Raw genomic sequence first — 20,739 nt, 5'->3', positions numbered from 1 at the left:
TATTTCTTACTTGTTAGTGCTATGACTCCCAAAAAAAGATCAATAACTTCAAACCCACTGGTGCAATTTAATGCCCCACTCTTAAAGCAGCTTTTTGCTCTCGCACTCCCTATAACGCTACAAAGTATCTTTTTTTCTAGCAAAGGAGTGATTGACCTAATCATGATTGGTCAATTGAGCGAGAACGATATTGCAGCGGCAGGTGTCTCTAGCCGAGCCTTATTTGTTGCTACCATCATTCTCTCCGGTGTGACAACGGCTGGCGCTATCTTAATTGCTCAGTATTTTGGGAAAAAGGACGACCAAGGAACCAAAAGAAATACTGCATTGACTTGGTTGCTATCAAGCCTGCTTGCACTAATGCCTTTCGGTGCTCTAGCACTGGCAAATTCACAAGTTATGGGTCTATCTTCCAATAACGTCGAAGTGCAAGCTCTGGGCTCTCAATATCTATTTATTACCAGCTTTAGCTTATTTTGCGTGGCATTTACTGGCAGTATCGCCGCGTACCTACGCTCAGTACACCAAGCTTCAATCAGTTTATATCTAAGCAGTCTTGGTATCATTCTCAATATATTGCTCAACTGGGTATTGATATTTGGACACTTCGGCGCACCTCAGATGGGATTAAAGGGGGCTGCAGTTGCCACGTTAATCAGTAGCTTGCTCGAAGTGGCAATAACGATCATTTACCTGAAACTGAATAAAAATGTAGTTTTGTTTAACCTGTCAGATATAAGACAAGCACTGCTGTTTTCTCATGTCAAACAGCTTACTCGTTTGGCTCTCCCTACCACTATCAACTTTGCCTTATGGGCCGGGGGCTTATTCGCTTACACCTCCATCATGGGGCGTTCTAGCGATGAAGGGCTGATAGTCTTGTCGATCATTACTCCAATTGAAGCCTTCTCTCTTAGCTTTTTAATCGGAATTGCAAATGCTTCGGCAGTTATTGTTGGTAACCACATCGGTGCAAAAGACTTTGATTCGGCATACCGCCACGCCATTATGATCACTGTGATCGCATTCATGGTTACTTTGTGTGTGTCATTATCGCTGTATGCACTAAAAGACACGATTCTCGCTCTCTTCACTTCCTTGGAAGCAACAACTATAGAGCTAGCAAATAAATTCTATGGGATTTTGTGCTTAGGAATTATTTTGCGCTCACTCCCAACAACCATGGTCGTTGGCGTGCTACGAGCTGGAGGTGATGTGAAATTTTGCTTATACCAAGACCTAATCACTCAATGGTGTTTTGGTATCCCTTTAGCCGCAATAGGCGCTTTACTGATGGGGTTGAGTCCGGAGTGGGTTTTCGCGCTTTTCTTTTTGGAAACTCTGTTTAAGTGGTTCGCTTGTATCTATCGATTTCGAAGTAAGCGTTGGTTTAACTACTTAGCTCAATAGACACGATTTACCTATACAAAAATTAAGAGACTAAAAATGAATATAATTACTTTGTATGAAGCCTACGGCGTCACCATCGCGACCTTACTTTTCATCGCCATTTATATATTAATCCATGTTAAGTACATTAGGCATCATGCTGCTCACAAACGATTCCTTGAGGCTTTGTGGGCATTAATGAAAAACACCATTCACGGTGAGCATATTCGCACCATGGGCTATAAGCCAGATGATAAAAAAGAAGATAGGAAAGTTTAGCCCTGCATACAAAAAAACCGAGTGAATAGATTCCACTCGGTTTTCATGAAATCAGTACGCAGAAACGATTAGAAATCGAAATATTCTCTACAAACCAAGATCAGCTGTTAAAGATTCAGTAGAGGTGCTACATCAATGTACTTACCAATATTCTTAGACTTCGCTTTTGGTACGTAAGGGATTTCACCTAACTTTGGTGTACCTAGCTTATCTTCAAGCATCGCAATAATATCCGCGTAATGTTCAGTGCCTGGATTAATACGGTTAGCCACCCAACCTACTAGGTTTAAGCCGTCAGCACGAATCGCTTCAGCAGTTAGCAGCGCATGGCTCAAGCAACCCAGCTTAATACCAACCGTCAATACAACTGGAAGCTGCTCTTTTTTAACCCAACTAGACAAGTATTCGTCATCTGAAACCGGTACACGCCAGCCACCAGCACCTTCAACTAGAACGATGTCAGAGTTTTGCTTATGCTCGTCTAGTTTCGCCGATAATACCGCTTCATCAATCACGACACCGTCATGCTTGGCTGCGATGTGAGGTGATGATGGTAGTAACAATGCGTATGGGTTAACGTCTTCGTAAGCAATATCTTGCGTCGCCGCTTCTTGAAGATGCAGCGCGTCGCTGTTACGCAACCCTTCAGGGTACTTTTCACACCCTGCAGCAACTGGCTTATAACCAATTGTTGATAAATCTTGTGCGGCCAAAGCTTGAAGAATCGCTTTTGAAACCACAGTTTTTCCCACTTCGGTATCCGTACCTGCAATGAATACTGCATCAATCATAATTGAATAACCCCTAAACAAACTTGATATGTTGCTGGTAAGAAACCTTGATGGTTTTTAAACTCTCGATATTCCCGTTCAACAAGCTGCAACATGCGACGACTTGTTAAACCTTGTGAGCGACCACTTACGTGATTAGCGCCGATACCTTTAAGGTCGTGCATCAGTTCAAATGAAGTGTCGTACCAAACGGTGATGGTGGGCAAGTCTAGTTGATGAACCGTACAGCTAGATTGCGCTAACGCAATTTTTACCTGATTGATTGTAATAAAATGGTTAACGTGTTGATGTGCGTCAATTTTGCTCCATGACTTTTCTAACTCAAACAGTGATCCATCGAGCAAAGTTGAGAAAATAACCCGCCCACCCGCTACAGTCACACGCTTCATCTCCTTCAACGGTGACGATAAATCGTCACACCATTGCAAAGCTAAGCTCGAAAAAACAATGTCAAAGCTTCCATTTGCAAACGGCAATTGTTCGGCATCAGCTTGCTGATATAAAGAGACGGCAGAACCACAACGCTGCTTTGCCTTCTCTAGCATTCCAATAGAGAGATCGGCACAAACCACTTCTGCACCACGATTCAACAATTGCTCTGAAAAATAGCCCGTCCCGCAACCAAGATCGAGCACCTTAACACCAGAAAGATCGTTTGGTAGCTTATCCAGCAATCGGTGACCAACATCGCGCTGAAACTCAGCGTGTTTATCATAGGTAGTTGCTGCCTTACCAAACGCTTCGGCAATTGCACTTTTGTCTTGGCCTAGGTATTCATGCACTACTGCTTCTTGTGACATTTACTGAGCCTCTTCCTTTAATACAGGTCTGGATTCGATAGCTTTAAGTAACAAACTGCTTAACTGGCTAACCTGTTTTTGAGTGTGATTGGCAGTTAATGTGATTCTCAAACGAGCTGTTCCTGCTGGTACAGTTGGCGGCCTGATTGCTGTCACCCAAATCTGATTATTTTTTAACTCATCTGCGACCGATAATGTCGTCTTTGCTTCGCCTATCACCAATGGCTTAATCGGAGTCTTGGTATCAACAAAGCCCGGTACGCATTTCATCTGCTCCGCATAATGAGCACTTAACTCTGTCAGTTTCTCTCTGCGCCACTCTTGGGTTTGAATCATCTGACAAGCATGCGACAAAGCGACAGCCTGTGAGGGCGGCATTGCCGTCGAATAGACATGATGACGTGCAAACTGGGTTAAGTAATCACCCACCTCGGCTGAACATAGAATCGCAGCACCGGAGAGACCAAATGCTTTACCGAAGGTCACCACCAAAATATCAGGTGTGATTTGCGCAGCATTGCAGCTTCCTGCCCCTCTGTCGCCTAATACACCGATGCCATGAGCGTCATCAACCGCCAACCAACTGTCGTGTCGATTGGTCAAGCAAGACATGATATCGAGAGGGGCTTGGTCACCATCCATGCTGAAAACGCCTTCCGTCACGACTAACGATTGGGGAGAACGGCTTAGTAACGACTCAAGGTGCTGCACATCGTTGTGCTTAAAGCGTTTCATTGTGGCAGGAGAAAGTACACCCGCTTCCATCAAAGAGGCGTGATTAAGCTTGTCTTGTAGCAAGACGTCATCTTTCTCGAGCAAAGAAAACAACAGGGCTTGATTAGCGCTGAATCCAGAACTAAAAAGAATGGCACGTTCGAAGCCAAGCCACCCACACAGCTGAGCTTCTAGGTTTCGATGAGCTGGGCTAAACCCGGTGACTAATGGCGACGCTGCACTGCCAGCGCCATACTGAGACAACCCGTTTTGCCATGCTTCGACCAACTCAGGATCGTTCGCCAGTCCCAAATAGTCATTACTCGAAAAGTTTATGAAGGATGAACCTTCACTACTAAGCAATGGACCATTACTGTTTTCAAGCACCTTGAGTTGACGAGTTAACCCTTGCTCACGGCGATGAACAAGGGCTTCTTCAATGCGAGATTTAAACCGTGGCATCGTAGAACATGTCATCTTTCGTAGGGCGAGCTGCAACGCGCTCCACCACTTGATCTAACAGTTCGTTTTCTTGAATTTCATCTGGCTTTTGAGCCACTTCTCGGCTGTTGATACCCAACTTTTTGAACAGCTGCATATCTGTATCTTCATCCGGGTTTGGCGTAGTCAGTAGCTTACAGCCATAGAAGATAGAGTTTGCACCCGCCATGAAACACATCGCTTGCATTTGTTCGTTCATGTTCTCACGACCTGCAGATAAACGAACCGCAGACTTAGGCATCATGATGCGAGCAATCGCGATCAATTTAATAAAGTCGAAAGACTCAACATCATCGACGTTTTCCATCGGTGTGCCTTTCACTTTAACGAGCATGTTGATAGGTACACTCTCTGGGTGTACCGGAAGGTTAGCCAGTTCAACTAGCAAGCCCGCACGGTCATTAGTGCTTTCGCCCATACCAATAATACCGCCCGAACAGATCTTCATACCTGCATCACGAACGTGAGATAGCGTGTCTAGACGATCTTGATAGGTACGAGTGGTGATAATGCTGCCATAAAACTCTGGAGAGGTATCAAGATTGTGGTTGTAGTAATCCAATCCTGCATCTGCTAACTCACCTGCTTGTTCAGGCGTTAGCATGCCAAGTGTCATACAGGTTTCTAGCCCCATACCTTTCACACCTTTAATCATATCGGTAAGGTGTGGCATATCGCGCTCTTTAGGGTTCTTCCATGCTGCCCCCATACAGAAACGTGTTGAGCCCGCATTCTTCGCTTTTTGTGCGGCATCCAGCACACGTTCAACTTCCATCAGGCGCTCTTTATCGACATCAGTTCGATAATGAGCACTTTGAGGGCAGTATTTACAATCTTCAGGACAGGCACCTGTTTTGATCGATAACAGCGTACTCACCTGCACGTGGTTGTGCTCTTGGTACTGTCTGTGAACCAGTTGTGCTTCAAACATTAAATCCATAAATGGTTTTTCAAGCAGTGCCTTTACTTCAGCGACTGTCCAGTCATGACGAACTTCCACGTGTCGATCCTTTTTTATTATTTGATGTCGCATCTCCATCAATAGAGATTGCATTTATGCTTGGCTAGTCTACCGACAAGCTTTAGACTGTCAACACATTGATAATAACAAAAGTTTACATCTGGTTATTTTTTAATCACAACAAGAACGGAAATCGTTATGGATCTCGCCTTTGATCGCCAGCATATCTGGCATCCCTACACATCAACGTTAACACCTCTGACCTGCTATCCTGTTACCAATGCAGACGGCGTTTACCTAGAACTAGAAGGCGGAAATCGAATTATTGATGGCATGTCTTCTTGGTGGTCAACGATCCACGGATACAATCACCCTGTCTTAAACGAAGCCGCACACAGCCAAATCGATAAGGTTTCACACGTCATGTTTGGTGGCATCACCCACCAGCCGGCTATCGATTTATGTAAGAAACTTCTAAAACTAGCACCAGACAATCTAGAACACGTATTTTTGGCTGATTCAGGATCAGTCGCGGTAGAAGTGAGCCTGAAAATGGCACTTCAATTTTGGCATGCGAAAGGACAACCTCGCTCTAAATTCTTAACGCTGAGAGATGGTTATCACGGTGACACGTTCGCTGCGATGTCAGTGACAGACCCCGATAACTCAATGCACAGTCTCTATAAGGGCTTTTTACCTGAGCATATTTTCGCTGAATCGCCAAAGACTGGCTTTTGGGATGATTGGAACCCAAGTGACATTGATAGTTTTCGTGAAAAGCTATCCGCACACCATGAAGAAGTCGCCGCCGTGATCTTAGAGCCAATCGTTCAGGGCGCTGGCGGTATGCGTATTTATCACCCTGAATTCTTGAAACAAGTTCGCTTGCTTTGTGATGAGTTTAACGTGCTGTTGATTTTAGATGAGATTGCGACCGGGTTTGGCCGCACAGGCAAACTGTTTGCCTGCGAGCATGCAGATATTCAACCGGATATTTTGTGTGTCGGCAAAGCTCTGACTGGTGGTTATATGACGCTCTCAGCAACACTAGCAAGCAAAGAAGTCGCGGACACCGTATGTGGAGGTGAGGCAGGTTGCTTCATGCACGGCCCGACTTTTATGGGTAACCCGTTAGCTTGTGCCGTTGGAGCAGCGAGTTTATCCCTCATAGAACAAGGCCATTGGCAAAATCAAACCCTACAAATTGAACAGCTTTTCTCTGAATTGCTGCCACCTTTGCGAGAGCATGCACTGGTTAAAGACGTTCGCTGGTTGGGCGCTATTGGTGTAGTTGAAACCCATTCACCTGTCGAGATGGAAGCTATACAAGCTCACTTTGTCGAGCAAGGTGTTTGGATTCGTCCATTTGGAAGGTTAATTTATATGATGCCTCCGTTTATTAGCGAACCACAACATATCGAGAAATTGGTCGCTGCTATCGATACTGCATTAAAAAATGCTCATTGCTTTAAATCGTAATTAAATAATGCGTTTATTGTTCTAAACAAGAGCGATGATTATTTCCGTATATCTTCAGTAATAAATCATTTAATAAAACTAAAAGGCCTTACATAAAAGTAAGGCCTTATCTATTTTGAAGATATCCGTCAGTTTAACGCAATTGACTATCTTTACTTGCTCGACGGTTAAACAATGAATGTCGATGTGCGTCATGCTCTAATAATGACTGACATTCGATACACAAACGAACGCCTTTTATCGCGAGTCGTCTTTGTTCTGGTATCTCGTCGCCACACTCATCACAATAACGCAAACTCTCACCACCTCGAAGGTTCCCTCTTACACGAGAGATCTCATCATCGATGGTGTTTTGTATTTGCTGGCTGACACTGTCGTCTCCAGCCCATCCTACGGCCATAAGCCCTCCTCAATACATAAACGAGAAAATCTTTACCTACCGCGGTAAGAGGACATTATAGCTACATATCAATTAAGTAATAATGACCAAAAATAACAAAACACTATTACACTATGGTAATAGTACTAAAATAAAAGTAGCTAAGGAATGCACCAACCTATTATTGAGGCAATAAAAAACCCAGCCAATAGGCTGGGTTTTCAATATTTTATGGACTCATTAAATCGTAAAACGATTAGCCGATGTGCGTTACGCCGCCCATGTATGGCTGAAGTACTGCTGGGATAGCAATACGGCCATCTGCTTCTTGGTTGTTCTCAAGAATCGCAACCATAGTACGACCAACAGCAAGACCAGAACCGTTTAGTGTGTGCACAAGTTCAGGTTTCTTCTCGCCTTTACGACGGAAACGAGCCTGCATACGACGAGCTTGGAAATCCCACATGTTTGAACAAGAAGAGATTTCACGGTAAGTCTCTTGTGCTGGAACCCATACTTCTAAGTCGTAAGTTTTCGCAGCGCCGAAGCCCATGTCACCAGTACATAGAACCACTTTACGGTAAGGAAGCTCTAGAAGTTGAAGTACTTTCTCAGCGTGACCTGTTAGCTCTTCAAGAGCTGCCATTGAGTCTTCTGGCTTAGTGATTTGTACTAGTTCAACTTTGTCGAATTGGTGCATACGGATAAGACCACGAGTGTCACGACCGTAAGAACCTGCTTCAGAACGGAAGCATGGTGTGTGAGCTGTCATCTTAAGTGGCAGTTCAGCTTCGTCTGTAATGGTATCGCGAACCATGTTCGTTACCGGTACTTCCGCAGTAGGGATAAGTGATAGCGTCTTAAGAGGTACGTCACTTACTTGCTCAGTTAGCGGGCTTGTGTGGAACAAGTCTTCGCCAAACTTAGGAAGTTGACCCGTGCCGTATAGGCTATCGTGGTTTACTAGGTACGGTACGTACATTTCTGTGTAGCCGTGCTCATCAGTGTGAAGGTCCAACATGAACTGAGCAATCGCACGGTGTAGACGTGCAAATTTGCCTTTCATCACGATGAAACGAGAACCTGAGATTTTTACTGCGCTAGCAAAATCAAGACCGCCAGACATTTCGCCAAGATCAACGTGATCTTTCACTTCGAAGTCGTAAGTCTTAGGTTGACCCCAACGAGAAACTTCAACGTTATCATCTTCGTCTTTACCTTCTGGCACAGACTCGTCTGGCAGGTTTGGAATAGACATAGTGATCGTTTCTAGATCAGATTGAAGCTCAGCCAATGCTGCTTTAGCTTGGTCTAATTCTGCGCCTAAGTTGCCTACTTCAGCAAGGATACGCTCAGCTTCTTCATGGTCGCCTTTTGCTTTCGCTTGACCAATGGACTTCGATCGAGAGTTACGTAACGCTTGTAGCTCTTCAGTTTTCATCTGAAGGGACTTACGCTTTTCTTCAAGTTCACGAATTGTCTCTACATCAAGGGCGAAGCCTCGACGTGCTAATTTTGCCGCTGTTTCATCCAGCTCAGCTCGAAGTAATTTAGAATCCAGCATTGCTAATCCTATGCTTTAGTTATTTGAATATTCAGTAGCTTGGCTACTGAATCACCACTAAACCCCTAAAACTGGTGCTATTTCAACCAATTTGTAACGATTTAATCTGAATTTTATGACTAGGTAAAGATATCCAAAAAAGACTACTTTTCATAGCGTTTTTGTGGGCTTTTTGCGTCCAAATCCGCCAGATAATCTAGCTTCTCGCCAATTTTGGTCTCTAAGCCTCGTTTTGTTGGGAAATAGTATTGTTTCTCGCCCATTTCAGGAGGCAGATACTTTTCACCCGCCGCGTAGGCACCTGGTTCGTCGTGAGCATAACGGTATTCTTGTCCATAGCCCATGTCCTTCATCAAAGTTGTCGGTGCATTTCGTAAATGATGAGGCACTTCATACTCAGGAAGATTATGAGCATCGGTTAAGGCTTGCTTCCAAGCTGTATAAACCGCATTACTCTTTGGTGCACACGCTAAATAGACAACCGCCTGTGCGATCGCGCGTTCACCTTCTGCAGGGCCAATGCGTGTAAAGCAATCCCAAGCAGACATAGCAACCTGCATAGCACGAGGGTCCGCGTTACCAATATCTTCAGAAGCTATCGCCAATAAGCGCCTAACGATATAAAGCGGGTCACAGCCTGCTGCAATCATTCGAGCCGACCAGTACAAAGCGGCATCAGGTTTTGAACCACGAATCGATTTATGAACAGCTGATATTAGGTCGTACCAAATATCACCCTTGTTATCAAAGCGAGCCACTTTCTCACCCGCCACTTCAGCAAGCAGTTGTAAGGTGATCGCTTTCTCGCCTTTGTCGTTGTCTTCTGCCATGTCGTACAGCAGCTCAAGGTAGTTGAGCGACATACGTGCATCACCGTTCACTAACTCAGCTAAGCGATCCAAAACATTATCAGCAAAGTGTGCAGGTACATCACCAAGGCCACGCTGCTTATCTTCAATCGCTTGACGTATTACCGTCGCAATATCATCGGTATTGAGAGATGTCAGCTTGTACACTCGCGCACGAGATAACAGAGCGTTGTTTAACTCAAAGGAAGGGTTTTCTGTGGTTGCACCAATGAAGGTAACCGTGCCGTCCTCTATATGAGGCAGAAAAGCATCTTGCTGGCTTTTATTAAAGCGATGGACCTCATCCACAAACAAGATGGTTCTGCGCCCTGCTTGCTTGTTTTCACGCGCTTTTTCAATAGCGATGCGAATGTCTTTCACACCCGATGTCACGGCGGACACACGCTCCACTTCTGCATTGGCATAATTGGCGGCCACTTCTGCGAGCGTGGTTTTACCAGTACCAGGAGGCCCCCACAAAATCATCGAGTGGATATGCCCCGCTTCCAGAGCTCTACGAAGAGGTTTACCTGGACCTAATATGTGCTGCTGACCAATATACTGCTCTACAGTTTCTGGTCTCATACGAGCAGCAAGGGGACGAAAATCTTCGTCCCCTGCAAAATCTAAGCTGTAATTACTCAATTGCAATCTCTTGATTCGTTGATGGCATTAATGCCTATCGACGTACTACCAAACGATCGACTTGATTCGATCAGTTTCTTTGGTCGTCGACCTCGACACCTTCCGGTGCCACAAAAGTAAAGCGGTCTGCCGCTGGTTTACCCAAATTCACATTACTGAAAGTAAACTCGCCTTTTTGACCGTCTTGTTCAATCACATTAAAGCCCTGAACAATGCCTTTTTCATTGATATTAATCTGGAAGTCACCCTGATTAGAGTCAACTGCCGTTGGTGTTAGTGTAAATTGGTTACCCGATTGCGCTACATTGTAGTTATCCCAATCGCTCTCTTGGTTGCGTGTCAGCAGTACAAAAGGCGTTTGCGATGTCGCTTGTTCTTGCCAGTAAATACTGACTTGCTCAATGAACGGGCTGTAATACCACAAACTCTGACCATCAGAGACTAATAGGTTCTCATCCGGGAACGTGGTTTCCCAGCGGAATAAGCTTGGGCGCGCAATTTCAACCGTGCCTTCACCTTCCATTACAACATCGCCGTCAGGGCTTGTTACCACTTGTTTAAAGTCAGCGCTAAACCCTGCGTTCAATGCCAAGCGGCTACTCAACTCTTCTTTCGGAGAAGCAAACACTGAGAAGCTCATAAATAAAAGTGCGAATACTTTTTTCATTAATAATCCTGTTCCAAGGTAAATCGGTCATAAAGCTATGACCGATTATTAAGGGTTGAGTTCCTATCTACACAATTAAGCGATTACTCTTTCGGTGGCGCTGGTGCTAAGACTTCTCGGTTACCGTTATGGCCTGGAGCACTTACAATGCCTTGCGCCTCAAGCTGTTCCACAATTCGTGCCGCTCGGTTGTAACCGATCTTGAATCGGCGCTGTACGCCAGAAACTGAACCACGGCGTGAATGAACAACATGCTCGACTACTTGATCAAACAGAGGATCAACCTCTTCATCACCTTCCATTTTCTCACCCGGAAGCAAGGTTTCTGGTGTTTGCTCGCCATTAGTGATTTCATCAATGTAATTTGGCTTGCCGCGTGCTTTCCAGTTGTTTACCACCGCGTGTACATCATCATCTGACGCAAACGCACCGTGAACACGGATCGTATGGCTAGAACCTGGCGGTAAATAAAGCATATCACCCATACCAAGCAGCGATTCTGCGCCACCTTGGTCAAGAATGGTTCGAGAGTCGGTCTTAGTTGATACCGTAAAGGCAACACGTGTCGGAATGTTGGCTTTAATCAGGCCTGTAATAACGTCAACTGATGGACGCTGAGTTGCAAGAATCAAGTGAACACCAGCTGCACGCGCTTTTTGTGCCAAGCGTGCAATCAGTTCTTCAACCTTCTTACCTACCACCATGATTAAGTCGGCAAATTCATCGACGATAACCACAATGTATGGCAGCTTCTCTAGCAATGGCGCTTCTTGGTCCATGCTATCGCCCGGTTTCCACAATGGATCGTGGATTGGGTGACCTGCATCGGCAGCCATCTTAAGCTTGTCGTTGTAGCCTTTGATATTACGAACACCGAGTGCTGACATCAGCTTGTAACGACGTTCCATTTCGCCAACACACCAACGAAGTGCATTCGACGCATCTTTCATGTCGGTAACGACTTCAGATAGTAGATGAGGAATGCCCTCATATACTGAAAGCTCTAGCATTTTCGGGTCGATCATAATGAAACGAACGTCCTCAGGCGATGCTTTATACAGCATACTCAAGATCATTACGTTCACACCAACCGACTTACCAGAACCCGTAGTACCCGCAACGAGAACGTGTGGCATCTTAGCTAGGTCAGCAATCACAGCTTCACCTGCAATATCTTGTCCTAACACCACCGTTGTTGGTGATTTCGCTTCTTGGAACTGCTCGCTGCCCACTACGTCTGAGAAGAATACGGTTTGACGGCTCATGTTTGGCAACTCCAAACCAACATAAGGTTTGCCCGGAATTACTTCAACAACACGTACCGCCAACGCAGACAATGAGCGAGCCAAGTCCATAGATAGGCCAGAAATACGGCTTACTTTCACACCAGGTGCCAAATCCAACTCAAATCGAGTGATAACTGGACCAGGGAAAATATCAACAACGTCCGCTTTAATCTTGTAGTCCGCTAGCTTGGATTCAACCAGACGAGCGATCGCTTCTAGTGCATCACGGTCGATAAATGTTTCACGTTTCTCAGGGTGGAACAAAAGCTCAAGTGTCGGTAGTGGCTCCGCCGGTTTCGGCAAATTAACTTCCTGCTGAACCAAGAATGGGTTTTGTGCAGCTGCCATATTCGCTTGAGCTTCAGAAACAATATTCTGGAAGGCCGCAACGTCTTTATCCTGATTCAGGTCTTCATCTTCCGAAACCTCTTCCCAAGGCAGATCAATCGCAGGCTCTTCATCCACAACGGCAGGTTGTGCAGCTTGCTCTTGCTGATATGAGAATGGTTCGGGTTGTTCTTCGATATCACTCTCTACTGTTTCAGAATCAAACTCAGAAGGCTGCTCGTAGCCTTGCTCTTCAGGCGCATCAAATGGTGCACTGTGCGCTGAGAAATCATCTTGAGTATCTGCATCTAGCTCGCCCATAGGTGAGGCATACAAAGATTCAGGCTGAACGTCATCAGCATCAAACTCTGTAGACTCGTGAGCTTCACTATCAACCTCTGGTTGTGCATATTGAGCATCAAGAGCTGTTTCTGTAGTCGCATCCACAATAGGTTCAGTAGGACGAACTGGCTCCTGTTCTTGCTGCATGTATTGCTGATAAGCAGCTTGAGATTCATGTGCATCTGTCTGATCTTGCTCAGCAAGATCATCTTCATACATTGCAGCACTTTCTAGCTGCTCTATCGTCGCATTCAACTGCTTAGAACGCTCAATGCCCTCTTCCAATGGCTCTTGTGGCGCTTGATAAACCGGAGCGACAGCAATTGGCTGCTCTGGTTGAGGAGCAACAGGCGGTTGAGTCACTCGAGAAACTGGATCTTGAGAAGCAGGCGCTTGCTGCTTAACCGGCGCTTCTGTTGGCATATGAATATTGTAATGACGCTTCTCTGCAACACCCTTAGATGTGTTTGTTGCAATACCAGAAGGCTCATTGGTCGCTGAGAAGCTCATTGCAGGATCGAGAGCTTCTTCTTGCTCAGCATATTGCTCTTTCACTTCGTCATCGCGGTATGTTGGCTGTTGACGTAGCTCTTGCTGTGGATCTCGGTCTGCTGACTCTTTCAGTTCTGGCTCAAGCAATTCTTGGTCTTGACCACGAGCTTTGTTAACCGTTGAAGTAAAGAGTTTGATTGCGCCTTCACCCAACCATTCAACAATTCTTAACCAAGAAATACCAGTGAGAAGCGTAAAACCTGCCCCCCAAAGGAAAAGAAGCACAAGCGTACTGCCCAAAATATTCAACGTTGGAAGTGCAAGGCTCGTTAACACGTCACCAACCACACCACCTGACGAGAAGTACCAAATATCATCAAAGTTAATGTCTGCCAAACCACAGCTGGTCAGAATGAGCACCGTCAAACCAAGTAAACGGGTACCCCACAACATAAAGTCGATCTGCTCATCTTCATTACGCTTGCGGAATAAGACCCATGCGGCAACGGTCACTAAGATCGGCAGTGGATAAGCCAGAGAGCCAAACACAAAGAAAAGCGTATCTGCTAGCCATGCTCCTAGATAGCCACCCGCGTTTTGAATGTCACCACCCCACGCCGTTTGCGACCATGATGGATCGGCTGGGCTAAAGGTTAATAACGCAACGGCAAGTAGAATAGAGAAAAGAACACCCAGTATCAGGCTGCACTCTTTAAGGCGTTGAGAACCATTTAAACGAGAAGACTGGGGCTCTTCACTCGTTTTAATGATTGTTTCTACTTTATTACTGCTCTGCTTGAACATAAACCAACTTAATAATTAAACGAGATAAAAACATAGCGAGCGGCACAGGCCGCCCGTTTCAATGAAACTACTGTTGATTTAACCATATCAAACCAAAAAACCCAATTCCAGAAAGCAAGAAAGCGGAACAAATGTCCGCTTTCTTTCATTTCACCAATTATGACTAACGAGTTTTAATCACAAGTTGGTTGGTTTGTTTCACTTCTTCCATTACCACGTAAGTTCGAGTGTCGTTTACGCCCGGTAGACGCAGTAACGTATCACCCAGTAGCTTACGGTAAGCACCCATATCAGATACACGTGTTTTTAGAAGATAGTCAAAGTCACCCGACACTAAATGACACTCTTGGATGTCATCCAGTTTCTGCACAGCGGTGTTGAATTGTTCGAACACATCTGGCGCACCACGGTTCAACGTAATTTCAACAAACACCAAAAGTGAAGCATCAAGGTACTGTGGGTTCAGCAGCGCTGTGTACCCAGTAATGTAACCTTGACGTTCTAAACGACGAACACGCTCAAGACACGGAGTCGGAGAAAGTCCTACTCGTTTTGAGAGTTCAACGTTCGAGATACGACCGTCTTTTTGCAACTCATTAAGAATGTTGCGGTCAATACGATCTAGTTCCTTGGACGGCTTCTTATAATTGTCTGCCATTTTTTATTCCACCTTATTACTTCCTTGCAAAAAAATATACTACAACTTTTTAATATTCAGTATCAAATTTTATCTGAACATATCTATACTAGATATTAATTCGACAGAATTACCCTACACATAGATAAAACAACCAAAATAAAATGAGGAGTCAGGATGATCATTGGCGTACCTAAGGAAATCAAAAACCACGAATACCGCGTTGGTATGACCCCAGCTAGCGTGAGAGAACTAATCTCACACGGCCACCAAGTTTTTGTTGAAACCAATGCCGGTACTGGTATCGGTTTTTCAGACGATGATTACATCGCTGTAGGCGCATCCATTCTTCCTACTGCTGCTGACGTTTTCGCGAAAGCAGAGATGATTGTAAAGGTTAAAGAACCTCAAGCTGTCGAGCGAGCTATGCTTCGCGAAGGGCAAATATTATTTACTTATTTACACCTTGCACCAGATTTTCCACAAACTGAAGAGCTTATCAAGAGCAAAGCTGTCTGCGTAGCCTATGAGACTGTAACAGATAATATGGGTCGCTTGCCACTATTAGCACCAATGTCTGAAGTAGCTGGTCGCATGTCTATTCAAGCAGGTGCACAAACATTAGAGAAATCTAACGGTGGTTGTGGTCTTCTTCTAGGCGGCGTTCCTGGTGTTGAACCAGCGAAAGTTGTTGTTGTTGGCGGCGGTGTTGTAGGTGCTAACGCAGCACGTATGGCTGTTGGCCTTCGCGCTGATGTAACGATTCTTGACCGTAACGTGGACACGCTTCGTCGCCTTGATGAAGAGTTCCAAGGTCGCGCAAAAGTGGTTTATTCTACTGAAGACGCTATCGAGAAGCATGTTCTAGAAGCAGACCTAGTGATTGGTGCAGTACTGATCCCTGGTGCAGCAGCACCTAAACTGGTTACAAAAGAGCACATCGCTAAGATGAAACCAGGTTCAGCGGTTGTTGACGTTGCTATCGACCAAGGCGGTTGTTTCGAAACTTCGCACGCGACGACACACGCAGATCCAACTTACATCGTTGACGACGTAGTTCACTACTGTGTTGCAAACATGCCTGGTGCTGTTGCTCGCACTTCAACTTACGCACTAAACAATGCAACACTTCCTTACATTGTTAAGCTAGCGAACAAAGGTTACCGCGAAGCACTTCTATCAGACAAAGGCTTCCTAGAAGGTCTTAACGTGATTCACGGTAAAGTAACTTGTAAAGAAGTTGCAGAGAGCTTTGACCTAGAATACGTAGATCCAGCTGAAGCTATCGCGATGTTCAACTAATGATGTAATGAGTCACTGAGCGTCAAATTTTCTCGTTGAGGTGCTCAGTTGAATCATACGCATGAAAAAAGCCAGTCCGATTATGTCGAACTGGCTTTTTTGTCTCTGTAACACTAACGTTCGAAAGCTGTAAGGAGCATGCTTTCTACTAGACTCATCGTCTATCGGTCGTTCTTAACACCATGAATCAACAGGTTTCTGGGTGTGATACTACGTCCACAAAACTCTTCGATGCTCGCCTCATAGCCTTGCTCTTGTAGGTAAATCGCTTTATCTAAAGCTAGCCATATCTCCAATGGTCGTCTGAAAACTTGTTGAACCAAACTCAGCTTCTCCATTTCCCAGAAAAGTTTCTCGCCTTGAGCAAAATAGGATTCAAAATCGATATCCGAACCAAGTGTTATCTCTTTCACTTCAGAAGCCCACTGACAAAACGATTCAAACCCTTCAGATAATTCTGACTTTTTGATGCTCGGTACTGGGATGTATTCATCAATCCCCATTTCAGTCTTAAGTAACCGGCTGAAGCCTAGGCGATAACTCATCTCCAATTGACGATGACGTTTAACCCTCTCGCCACCGGTGACGGTTTCTTGCAGTGGGATTCGTAAATCACTCTTGCTCAATGTTAAAGCAGAGGCTTTTGCCACTGATGACATTGTCTGGTAGTTGTCGTCTCGAATAAGGTGGTAACAACAAGGGGATATAGTCACCGCAGGAAGCCCATGCGATACGGACTTTTTAACTAACTCAACATGTAGATCGCCACAAGCATGCAGTGCTACCGCATGTTGATTTGGATTAAATACCTCATCTGCCCTTTCAGAAAACGCATCACCTTGCACAAAGGTCATTTCTAGACGTTGTGCATCCGCAATTTTTTGGCCACTTTCACACAATGATTGTTGCCATTCAAAACTGGTCACCTTTTGGCTCGATTGCTGAGACAAAATTCGTCCTAGGAATCCTTTACCAGAACACCACTCCAACCACTCTTCACCGTGATGATGTTCAAGCGCGGCCTCCCCCATAGATACGATTTGCTGTAGCTTTCTTCCTGGGATACCGTCTTCAGTTCCTCTAGGAAGCTGCAAGCCTTTGAGATTTGTATTCGTAAATTGAGTGCTTTGGTGAGCGTCCGCAAGCTGAGGCATAAAATAGCTGAGTTCAGTAAGCAGCAGATCAGGCAGTTCTTTCAGCGTCTGAATATTTTCAATCGTTAAGCTATTTAACCAGTCCACAAGGGGTGGGTTAACTTCTTTCCATGGCTGCTGTTGTGTTTGGCATAGGTGAAAAGGCTCAGAGCGCCAATAAACTTGGTGCTCAAGCAAAAATGAGTCGAGTGTTTTAAATCGTGAATGCATGCTTCCCCCTATGGTGCGTGGATTGTAGGGGTAACCGGCTTAAATGAAAAGGTTCGAGGTAAAGGGAACAAAGGTGAACGCTAAACGCCAAAAAGGAAACCGGCCTGTAGATACAGGCCGAAGTAAGAATCTAGCTTTGTATGTTATGATTAACGAACAGGCAGTTCGATATCTTTAAACATCTCTTCAATCTCTTCATTCGATTTCAAAGAGATAGCTTGCTCTACCACTGGGCGAGTTAAGTGAGGTGCAAAACGTTCCATGAAATCAAACATGTAAGAACGCAGGAACGTACCTTTTCTAAAGCCAATGCTGGTTGTGCTCGCACCAAATAGATGGCTCGCATCAATAGCAACCAAGTCGGTATCTTGTTCATGGTCAATCGCCATACTCGCAATCACACCAACACCGATGCCCATACGAACGTAAGTTTTGATTACATCGGCATCCGTAGCAGTAAACACAACACGTGGTGTTAGGCCCACTTTGTTAAATGCGGTATCCAGCTCAGATCGACCAGTAAAGCCAAAGACGTAAGTCACCAGAGAATAAGCAGCCAGATCTTCGATGGTGATATTTTGCTTTTGAGCCAGCGGGTGATCTTTTGTTACCACGATAGAACGGTTCCAGTGGTAACAAGGCAGCATTATCGCATCTTGGTAAAGGTGAAGTGCTTCTGTCGCAATCGCGAAGTTTGCTGTGCCCTTAGCTACTGCCTCAGACATTTGGCTCGGTGTACCTTGGTGCATGTGAAGCGACACTTTAGGGTAACGCGCGGTAAAGCCTTTGATGACATCTGGCAATGCGTAACGAGCTTGCGTGTGAGTCGTTGAAATATTCAATGTACCCATCTCAGGGTGAGTATGTTCGCCAGCGACCGCTTTAATGCTTTCAACACGAGCAAGGATCTCTTGAGAGATACGAATAATGTCTTCACCAGCTTGAGTAACTTGAGTCAAATGCTTGCCGCTTCGCTCAAAGATCTGAATACCCAATTCATCTTCAAGCAGTCTAACCTGTTTACTGATGCCTGGCTGAGATGTGTATAAACTCTCTGCTGTTGCAGAAACATTTAGGTTATGGTTTACAACCTCAACAATGTACTTCAGTTGCTGTAACTTCATATCTAACCTCGTAATCCTTTACTCATTTCTGTGCTAACTTATTTGCAAAGAGAGCATTCTAGTCTCGTGTAATATAATTATTAGTTATAACGCTTCAAGCGCTAAAAAGACAGAAAAATTGAGTTTTTCTCGATGAACAAATAAAAATGCCACGATGGCTTTGCAAGCTAGCCCTCATTCCCATAAATTAGTTGATAGTTTTGATTGCTGATTACGCTCAACAAGAGATAATCAGAAATTGCATTTTACGAGTGCCGATACACAATGGAATCGTGTATCCTCTCTAGTTAGCTCAAGAAAACATAAGCAGACATAAATATATGAATAACCCTGGTTTAATTATTGCCTTAGTTGCGATTCTTTTGGTGTTGGTATTAGGTTACAACATCATGCTTCAGTACAAAGTTAAGGTAGAAACAGCGAAGAAACAGGAAGCTTCTCGTTATTTGACCATTATTGATGGAACCGAAGAGCTTATTGGCAACGCGCACCACATGCCGTTTAGCCAAGATCTTCTTGTATGCTTAAATAATCGAATTCTTGATGCATTAGAAAACATGTATCAGCTCGACCCCAAAAATAAGCAACTTGCCCAGCGCATTGAAAGCGTAAAACAGCAAATCACCCAGCTTAAAGAGAACTACCAAGGTGGCGAAAGCACGGCCTTTAGAGTTCCAAGCAGCGATAAACAAGCAATCATGATGCTCAAACTGGTTAAGCGCCTACGCGATACGGTACGTAACGAACACAATAAAGGCCGTTTTGAAACCCAAGCTTATGTGGTAGAAAACGCACGTTTAGAGACTATTCAGATTCGAATCAACATTGAGAACGTGATTAAACGTGCTAACGATTCAATTTCACGCGGCCAACCAGGTACCGCTATTCAATTGCTTCGTAAAGGTATTGATGCACTGGCAACCAAGAATGACGCATACTCAATGAGAGCAAAAGAAAAGCTTCAACAGATGCTGAACGAGCTTGACCAAAAACGCCAAGACAAAAACGCGCAAGATTTACAGCAAATGGAATCTAAAGAACGCGATGACGATATGGATGCCCTATTCGGTCAGAAAAAGAAGTGGTAACCACTTAATCAAGTCATCGAGAAGGCCACCTCAGTTCGCTAAAGTGGCCTTTTTTGTCACTAATGAATTTCCTTCCTCCGTATAGGGAGATCTCATTAGCTGTGATAAAATCCCGCATTATCAACAAACCTGCTCCGACCATGTATCAAGAATTACTCGCTCCAATCCACTCTTTTCTTAAAGCTGAAACGCCAGATTCATGGATCGATGAAGCCAAAAAGCCAGAAAACCTCCACATCATTTTGCGCGACCACATGTTGTGTGAACTCAAGGCTGCTCAAAGTGCTTTATTCCTTATCCGTAAATACGCGGTAGATAAAGAAAGTGCCAAGCAATTAAACGAATGGATCTTGCCATACGAGCAATTTGCTTACCGTCGCATTGGTGATTTAGAGTCACTTCGTGGCAAGAGCAACGTTTCAAAACAGATCACAGCAAAAGAAGGCTGTAATTACGGCGCTGACCTTATCGATAAGATGGTGCTGTTGATTAAAGAGGAACTCCACCACTTCTATCAAGTAATGGAATTAATGGAGAAGAAAGGCGTGACTTACCAACCGATCGAAGCCGGTCGTTACGCGAAAGGATTGATCAAACAAGTAAAGACATACGAGCCTGATGCTCTGGTCGACAAACTGATCATCGGCGCCTTTATTGAAGCACGCTCTTGTGAACGTTTTGCGAAACTGGCCCCTTTCTTAGAAGAAGACATGGAGAAGTTTTACGTATCCCTACTTCGTTCAGAAGCTCGTCACTACCAAGATTACCTCGAATTAGCAGAGCAAATCGCAGGTAAAGATATCTCGGAACGTATCGCCCACTTCGCTCAAGTAGAAGCAGATCTGATCACCTCAGACGACAGCGACTTTAAATTCCATAGTGGCGCACCAGTATAATCCCGCTAAGAAAGCACGCTCCAATCCAAACAAAGAAGGCCAGCTAACTGCTGGCCTTCT

At 44.8% G+C, this 20,739-nt stretch carries 18 protein-coding genes; 6 read left to right on the top strand and 12 right to left on the bottom strand.

Translation table 11 applies throughout. The features are described 5' to 3' along the window. Nucleotides 1-21: 21 nt before the first annotated feature. Complete coding sequence (locus F0251_RS01330) at nucleotides 22-1,410, top strand: MATE family efflux transporter (protein ID WP_253821607.1); 1,389 nt, start codon at nucleotides 22-24, stop codon at nucleotides 1,408-1,410. A gap of 36 nt (nucleotides 1,411-1,446) precedes the next feature. After that, nucleotides 1,447-1,668 carry a hypothetical protein gene (locus F0251_RS01325; protein WP_171730153.1) on the top strand — a complete coding sequence of 74 codons (222 nt, stop codon included), beginning with the start codon at nucleotides 1,447-1,449 and terminating at the stop codon, nucleotides 1,666-1,668. Nucleotides 1,669-1,775: 107 nt separating this feature from the next. On the opposite strand, the gene bioD is transcribed toward F0251_RS01325, so the two are convergent. The 4 genes from bioD to bioB are packed head-to-tail and all read right to left on the bottom strand — an operon-like array spanning nucleotide 1,776 to nucleotide 5,474. Then, nucleotides 1,776-2,459 (bottom strand): dethiobiotin synthase, encoded by a 684-nt coding sequence (bioD, locus tag F0251_RS01320; RefSeq protein WP_171730152.1) that lies wholly within the window; start codon nucleotides 2,457-2,459, stop codon nucleotides 1,776-1,778. Then, a complete protein-coding gene (bioC, locus tag F0251_RS01315) occupies nucleotides 2,456-3,259 on the bottom strand; it encodes a malonyl-ACP O-methyltransferase BioC (protein WP_171730151.1) in 804 nt (267 codons plus the stop codon). Before bioC ends, bioD begins: the two co-directional genes overlap by 4 nt. Next, a complete protein-coding gene (gene bioF, locus F0251_RS01310) occupies nucleotides 3,260-4,435 on the bottom strand; it encodes an 8-amino-7-oxononanoate synthase (RefSeq protein WP_171730150.1) in 1,176 nt (391 codons plus the stop codon). After that, a complete protein-coding gene (bioB, locus tag F0251_RS01305) occupies nucleotides 4,422-5,474 on the bottom strand; it encodes a biotin synthase BioB (RefSeq protein WP_061031774.1) in 1,053 nt (350 codons plus the stop codon). The genes bioF and bioB overlap by 14 nt, the downstream gene beginning before the upstream one ends. Nucleotides 5,475-5,633: 159 nt before the next feature. Here bioB and bioA point away from each other — a divergent pair, with 159 nt between their 5' ends. After that, nucleotides 5,634-6,914, top strand: coding sequence for an adenosylmethionine--8-amino-7-oxononanoate transaminase (gene bioA / locus F0251_RS01300; protein WP_061031775.1), 1,281 nt, complete (start codon nucleotides 5,634-5,636; stop codon nucleotides 6,912-6,914). A gap of 133 nt (nucleotides 6,915-7,047) precedes the next feature. On the opposite strand, the gene F0251_RS01295 is transcribed toward bioA, so the two are convergent. The 6 genes from F0251_RS01295 to lrp all read right to left on the bottom strand — a co-directional run bounded on the left by F0251_RS01295 (nucleotide 7,048) and on the right by lrp (nucleotide 14,926). Continuing rightward, nucleotides 7,048-7,314 (bottom strand): DksA/TraR family C4-type zinc finger protein, encoded by a 267-nt coding sequence (locus tag F0251_RS01295; RefSeq protein ID WP_061031776.1) that lies wholly within the window; start codon nucleotides 7,312-7,314, stop codon nucleotides 7,048-7,050. Between the two features lie 235 nt (nucleotides 7,315-7,549). Beyond that, the gene (gene serS / locus F0251_RS01290; RefSeq protein ID WP_004741995.1) at nucleotides 7,550-8,857 is read right to left on the bottom strand and encodes a serine--tRNA ligase; all 1,308 of its coding nucleotides are present in this window, start codon (nucleotides 8,855-8,857) and stop codon (nucleotides 7,550-7,552) included. A gap of 143 nt (nucleotides 8,858-9,000) precedes the next feature. After that, nucleotides 9,001-10,350, bottom strand: a complete 1,350-nt coding sequence (locus F0251_RS01285) for a replication-associated recombination protein A (RefSeq protein WP_061031777.1) — start codon at nucleotides 10,348-10,350, stop codon at nucleotides 9,001-9,003. Nucleotides 10,351-10,420: 70 nt separating this feature from the next. Next, complete coding sequence (gene lolA / locus F0251_RS01280) at nucleotides 10,421-11,017, bottom strand: outer membrane lipoprotein chaperone LolA (RefSeq protein ID WP_004741992.1); 597 nt, start codon at nucleotides 11,015-11,017, stop codon at nucleotides 10,421-10,423. Between the two features lie 83 nt (nucleotides 11,018-11,100). Continuing rightward, nucleotides 11,101-14,268 carry a DNA translocase FtsK 4TM domain-containing protein gene (locus tag F0251_RS01275; protein ID WP_171730149.1) on the bottom strand — a complete coding sequence of 1,056 codons (3,168 nt, stop codon included), beginning with the start codon at nucleotides 14,266-14,268 and terminating at the stop codon, nucleotides 11,101-11,103. Between the two features lie 163 nt (nucleotides 14,269-14,431). After that, nucleotides 14,432-14,926 (bottom strand): leucine-responsive transcriptional regulator Lrp, encoded by a 495-nt coding sequence (lrp, locus tag F0251_RS01270; protein WP_004734558.1) that lies wholly within the window; start codon nucleotides 14,924-14,926, stop codon nucleotides 14,432-14,434. A 156-nt stretch (nucleotides 14,927-15,082) separates the two neighbouring features. On the opposite strand from lrp, the gene ald reads away from it, so the two are divergent. Continuing rightward, on the top strand, nucleotides 15,083-16,207 hold the full coding sequence (gene ald / locus F0251_RS01265) for an alanine dehydrogenase (protein ID WP_008224299.1): 1,125 nt from the start codon (nucleotides 15,083-15,085) through the stop codon (nucleotides 16,205-16,207). A 161-nt stretch (nucleotides 16,208-16,368) separates the two neighbouring features. Here ald and F0251_RS01260 read toward each other — a convergent pair whose 3' ends face one another. Continuing rightward, entirely contained in the window at nucleotides 16,369-17,571 is a 1,203-nt protein-coding gene (locus F0251_RS01260) for a methyltransferase (protein ID WP_116870284.1), read from the bottom strand. A 149-nt stretch (nucleotides 17,572-17,720) separates the two neighbouring features. Beyond that, nucleotides 17,721-18,695 (bottom strand): HTH-type transcriptional regulator CysB, encoded by a 975-nt coding sequence (gene cysB / locus F0251_RS01255; RefSeq protein WP_004741986.1) that lies wholly within the window; start codon nucleotides 18,693-18,695, stop codon nucleotides 17,721-17,723. A gap of 320 nt (nucleotides 18,696-19,015) precedes the next feature. Between cysB and F0251_RS01250 the strand changes: the two genes are divergently transcribed. Both F0251_RS01250 and F0251_RS01245 read left to right on the top strand, forming a co-directional pair. Beyond that, entirely contained in the window at nucleotides 19,016-19,783 is a 768-nt protein-coding gene (locus F0251_RS01250; RefSeq protein ID WP_008224295.1) for a hypothetical protein, read from the top strand. Nucleotides 19,784-19,884: 101 nt separating this feature from the next. Next, on the top strand, nucleotides 19,885-20,679 hold the full coding sequence (locus tag F0251_RS01245) for a tRNA-(ms[2]io[6]A)-hydroxylase (RefSeq protein WP_275245645.1): 795 nt from the start codon (nucleotides 19,885-19,887) through the stop codon (nucleotides 20,677-20,679). Nucleotides 20,680-20,739: the final 60 nt, after the last annotated feature.

This window comes from Vibrio sp. 070316B, assembly GCF_013114115.1.
Taxonomy (GTDB): Bacteria; Pseudomonadota; Gammaproteobacteria; order Enterobacterales; family Vibrionaceae; genus Vibrio; species Vibrio chagasii_B.
This window is presented reverse-complemented; position numbering and strand designations above follow the sequence as displayed.

Coding starts and splice junctions, on each gene's coding strand:
- serS (WP_004741995.1), bottom strand. CDS start 8,857: ATGCTGGATTCTAAATTACTTCGAGCTGAGCTGGATGAAACAGCGGCA.
- F0251_RS01325 (WP_171730153.1), top strand. CDS start 1,447: ATGAATATAATTACTTTGTATGAAGCCTACGGCGTCACCATCGCGACC.
- bioC (WP_171730151.1), bottom strand. CDS start 3,259: ATGTCACAAGAAGCAGTAGTGCATGAATACCTAGGCCAAGACAAAAGT.
- ald (WP_008224299.1), top strand. CDS start 15,083: ATGATCATTGGCGTACCTAAGGAAATCAAAAACCACGAATACCGCGTT.
- bioD (WP_171730152.1), bottom strand. CDS start 2,459: ATGATTGATGCAGTATTCATTGCAGGTACGGATACCGAAGTGGGAAAA.
- F0251_RS01260 (WP_116870284.1), bottom strand. CDS start 17,571: ATGCATTCACGATTTAAAACACTCGACTCATTTTTGCTTGAGCACCAA.
- bioF (WP_171730150.1), bottom strand. CDS start 4,435: ATGCCACGGTTTAAATCTCGCATTGAAGAAGCCCTTGTTCATCGCCGT.
- F0251_RS01275 (WP_171730149.1), bottom strand. CDS start 14,268: ATGTTCAAGCAGAGCAGTAATAAAGTAGAAACAATCATTAAAACGAGT.
- F0251_RS01330 (WP_253821607.1), top strand. CDS start 22: ATGACTCCCAAAAAAAGATCAATAACTTCAAACCCACTGGTGCAATTT.
- lrp (WP_004734558.1), bottom strand. CDS start 14,926: ATGGCAGACAATTATAAGAAGCCGTCCAAGGAACTAGATCGTATTGAC.
- cysB (WP_004741986.1), bottom strand. CDS start 18,695: ATGAAGTTACAGCAACTGAAGTACATTGTTGAGGTTGTAAACCATAAC.
- bioA (WP_061031775.1), top strand. CDS start 5,634: ATGGATCTCGCCTTTGATCGCCAGCATATCTGGCATCCCTACACATCA.
- F0251_RS01250 (WP_008224295.1), top strand. CDS start 19,016: ATGAATAACCCTGGTTTAATTATTGCCTTAGTTGCGATTCTTTTGGTG.
- lolA (WP_004741992.1), bottom strand. CDS start 11,017: ATGAAAAAAGTATTCGCACTTTTATTTATGAGCTTCTCAGTGTTTGCT.
- F0251_RS01295 (WP_061031776.1), bottom strand. CDS start 7,314: ATGGCCGTAGGATGGGCTGGAGACGACAGTGTCAGCCAGCAAATACAA.